This window comes from Photorhabdus africana (assembly GCF_035181445.1).
Taxonomy (GTDB): Bacteria; Pseudomonadota; Gammaproteobacteria; order Enterobacterales; family Enterobacteriaceae; genus Photorhabdus; species Photorhabdus laumondii.
Window position 1 is genome coordinate 1 of sequence record NZ_JAXBVE010000098.1, and the last position, 3,174, is coordinate 3,174.

General features: G+C 58.4%; 2 protein-coding genes and 2 pseudogenes. All 4 read right to left on the reverse strand.

The window, feature by feature from the left end; genetic code table 11:
• Positions 1-195 (reverse strand): annotated as a pseudogene (locus tag SLS51_RS22710) (hypothetical protein); the annotation flags it as partial.
• Positions 196-413: 218 nt separating this feature from the next.
• Complete coding sequence (xerC, locus tag SLS51_RS22715; RefSeq protein ID WP_323840766.1) at positions 414-1,439, reverse strand: site-specific tyrosine recombinase XerC; 1,026 nt, start codon at positions 1,437-1,439, stop codon at positions 414-416.
• A gap of 33 nt (positions 1,440-1,472) precedes the next feature.
• Positions 1,473-1,649 (reverse strand): hypothetical protein, encoded by a 177-nt coding sequence (locus tag SLS51_RS22720; RefSeq protein ID WP_323840767.1) that lies wholly within the window; start codon positions 1,647-1,649, stop codon positions 1,473-1,475.
• Between the two features lie 13 nt (positions 1,650-1,662).
• Positions 1,663-3,174 (reverse strand): annotated as a pseudogene (locus SLS51_RS22725) (MTBMA_p00010-related P-loop-containing protein); the annotation flags it as partial.

Consider the following 3,174-nt stretch of genomic DNA (forward strand, 5'->3'; position numbering starts at 1 on the left):
GGACGGCGGCGACTGCGGCGGTGGGATTTTGCACTGCGGCTGACAGCGGAAGGCGTCCGCCTTGCGCGCCACGGGGGCTAAGAAGCTCCACCCGGCGGCCAGCCGCTCACCGGGGCTGAGGTAACCGCGCAGCGCCCTTCGGTGGGCGGCGCCGACATAATGTTTTGTTAAGCGTTGTGGGCCGTTCAGGCCCATTGCGCTTAATGCCACATTATGTTCATTGGTGGCTGACCGGCTGTGGTGCTGACAGAGGATGCGGCGGCTTAACGCCGGGCGGCCACCATTTACCGCCGGGCACGCCGGAGGTGGGCAGGCAGTCTGTGCGCAGGGACGCGCGCAGTCTGCCTTTCACCTTTCCCACGAGACTGACAGAGGGCCAGCTAACATTAAGATTGTCCGGCAACACAGCGCGTTCAGACCGGCTTCGGGCTGTCCGGCTTAGCGCTATCCGCCGGTCTGTCCTCTGGCAGCGTTGTCTGCTTTTTCTTCGGTTTCCGCTCTGCCGGGTGCGTCTGTTGATGAACTTCTTTGAGGTGTCCGATGGCAACCCGCGTGTAAATTTGCGTGGTCTCCAGCTTTTTATGCCCCAGTATCGCCTGGATATGCCGGGTGTCCGCGCCGTTCTCCAGCATCTGTGTTGCCATTGTGTGCCGGAACACGTGGCAGGACCCCGGTTTGTCGAGTTTTGCCTGCTCCCGGATGGTTCGCCCTGCGATTTGCGTTAAGGTGTTGCGGGCCAGCGGTCTGCCTCTGACGGTGATAAACACATGCCCGCTGTCATACCGATAAGCCAGTTGCGGGCGCACGCTGGCCAGATACCGCTCCAGCCACGCCAGCGCCCGTTCTCCTATCGGCACCACCCGGTCATGGCCGTTTTTTCCCTGCCGCACTACCACCACCCCGCGATGGCGGTCTATGTCGCCGAGTCTCAGATTAATCAGTTCTGTACGCCGGATACCGGTATTCCAGAACACTTCCAGCATGGCGCGGTTACGCAGGCCGAGGGGCGTCTGCGTGTCGAGGCTGGTCAGCACATGCTCAGTCTCCGCGTCACTCAGTACCTGCGTTGGCAGCCGCTGCTCTTCTTTCGGCAGTATCAGCATTTCTGCCGGGTTATACAGGATATGGTGGCGCTGCAATAACCAGCGGAACCACCCCCGTAAGGCACGGAGCCGTTGTAACTGGCTGTTATTGCCGTAATGCTGTCCGTCTGCCTTGCGGTAACGGCGCAGATAACGCTGCCAGCTTTCCAGCAACGGCAGGGAGACCTGCGGCGCATGGTAGACTGCCCGCATCTCGCACCAGTCTACGAACGGCATTAACCATTCCCGATAGGTTTCCGGCGTTCGGGTGCTGTGCCCGCTGGCGGTCTGGATTTCCAGATACGCCTCAAGCTGCTGGCGTAAGGTCGCAAGGGTAAAAACAGGTTGTGTTTCCATTGTCTGCCTCTTAATGGGGGTTCTGTCGGTATGCTACGGTTTTTTTATCCTGTCCTGCCGGAACAGTGATTTTTTGCTGAACCCGACCGCTTTGCTGTGAAGCCTTGCTGTGTCTGACTTTGTACTGATATTTTTAACCCGACCTCTTGCCGACCTGATACCGACCAGCAGGCGACTGCTTAACGTCTTACCCCGACCGGACGATTTCATACTGCGCCATTCAGGGCACTATCAGCCCGCTCAGGTGCGCGGCGTCGCTGTCTTCCCCGTCGAACAGCAGTTCGTAGATGAACGTCAGCCCGCGCCGGTGCAACAGCAGGTACTCCATTTCAACCAGCCGTGAGAGATGGATTTTTAGCTGGGTATCGCCCCACTGCACCGCATCACGCAACATTTTGCGGGTAAACAACATTTCATGGCGCGGCTGCCCGCTTTCCCTGACCCAGTTTTGTATCAGCAGCAACAGCCTGCGCGTCTGCGGCGGCATCTCATCCAGTGTGCGGCCTAATATCTCGTGGGCCAGCCGGTTTGCTAAGCTAATATCGTCTTTGGTCACCTCGATATATTCAAGCCGTTTGCCCCGGTGTTCCGCGGTCTTCACCTCCCGCTGGTGCTGATGCAGCAGGGCGATACTTTGTATCAGGGTGAGATATTTCATGTGGTCGCGGCGGGTACGGGTTTTATCGCTCATGAACGTTAATTGTGAAGCATAAGGGTTCACCACATTGAGCGGGCGCAACAGCCGCTGGGCGTTTTGATGCAGTTCGGTGATATAGGTCTTCTCATTTTCCGCCAGTAAACCGTCAAGGGTTTGCTTATGACGTTGCAAGGCGTGGATAGCTTCGGTCTGTTCCCGCGATTCGTTCACGGTCAGGACTAAACAGCGGTTTAATAGCTCTTCATCGACATCAATCGCGGTGGTGGTGAGCATCAGCATCACCGGCCCTTTCACCGTGTACTGTTTGGTCACCAGATTCCCGCTGGCGTCATCTTTACCGGTGCTGGCAATGGTCAGTTCGCCGTCGCTTTGCAACAGCTTAAGCGCATAGGCAGCCTGCCTGACGCCTTCCTCTTCGGCAATGGCTAAGATTTTATGCTGGAGATTGGTTTCCCCCAGATAGAACAGACTCTGGCCGGTCATGGCGCTGTATTGCAGGCGTTCCTCTTCCGGTATCAGATTGAGTACCGCATCCATCAGTGAACTTTTCCCGGCAGCGCTGCTGCTCTGTATCAGCACGGCCAGCGGACGTTCCAGCTTGCGACTGACCGCCGCTAAGTAACCGGCCAGCAGGTTAGTGGATTCGCCCACCACGCCACAGGCGGCTAAGTCAGCGGTGATGCGCTCACTCAGTTGCGGGTCTTGCAGCAACGCCAGCGCGGCTGTCCGCTCGGCGTCGTTCATTTCCGGCGTTTTCTGCTCAGTCCCCATTTCCCCCTGCTGCTGCCACTGTTCAACCGCCAGTAATACCTGTCCCAGTGCCCGGCGAATATCCCCCTCAGCCAGTCCCAGCTCAGCCGCTGCCATTCGCGCGTAACCCTGACGGCTGCGTGCGCTCATCAGGTCAACGCCATCCAGGAACATCACGCCGCTTTGGGTATCAATGACCTGCGCATTGAGCTTCATGGCAACTGCACCCGCTTTCACGGAAGACAACCCCCGAATGCACCAGCGCAGGCTGCCCAGCGAGACCTTAAGTTCCCCGTCTGCCCCCGCTTCCCAGATGAGGCCGGGCGT

What these genes read in the sequence shown, in the direction of transcription:
- xerC (WP_323840766.1), bottom strand. Translation starts at nt 1,439, where the DNA reads ATGGAAACACAACCTGTTTTTACCCTTGCGACCTTACGCCAGCAGCTT.
- SLS51_RS22720 (WP_323840767.1), bottom strand. Translation starts at nt 1,649, where the DNA reads ATGAAATCGTCCGGTCGGGGTAAGACGTTAAGCAGTCGCCTGCTGGTC.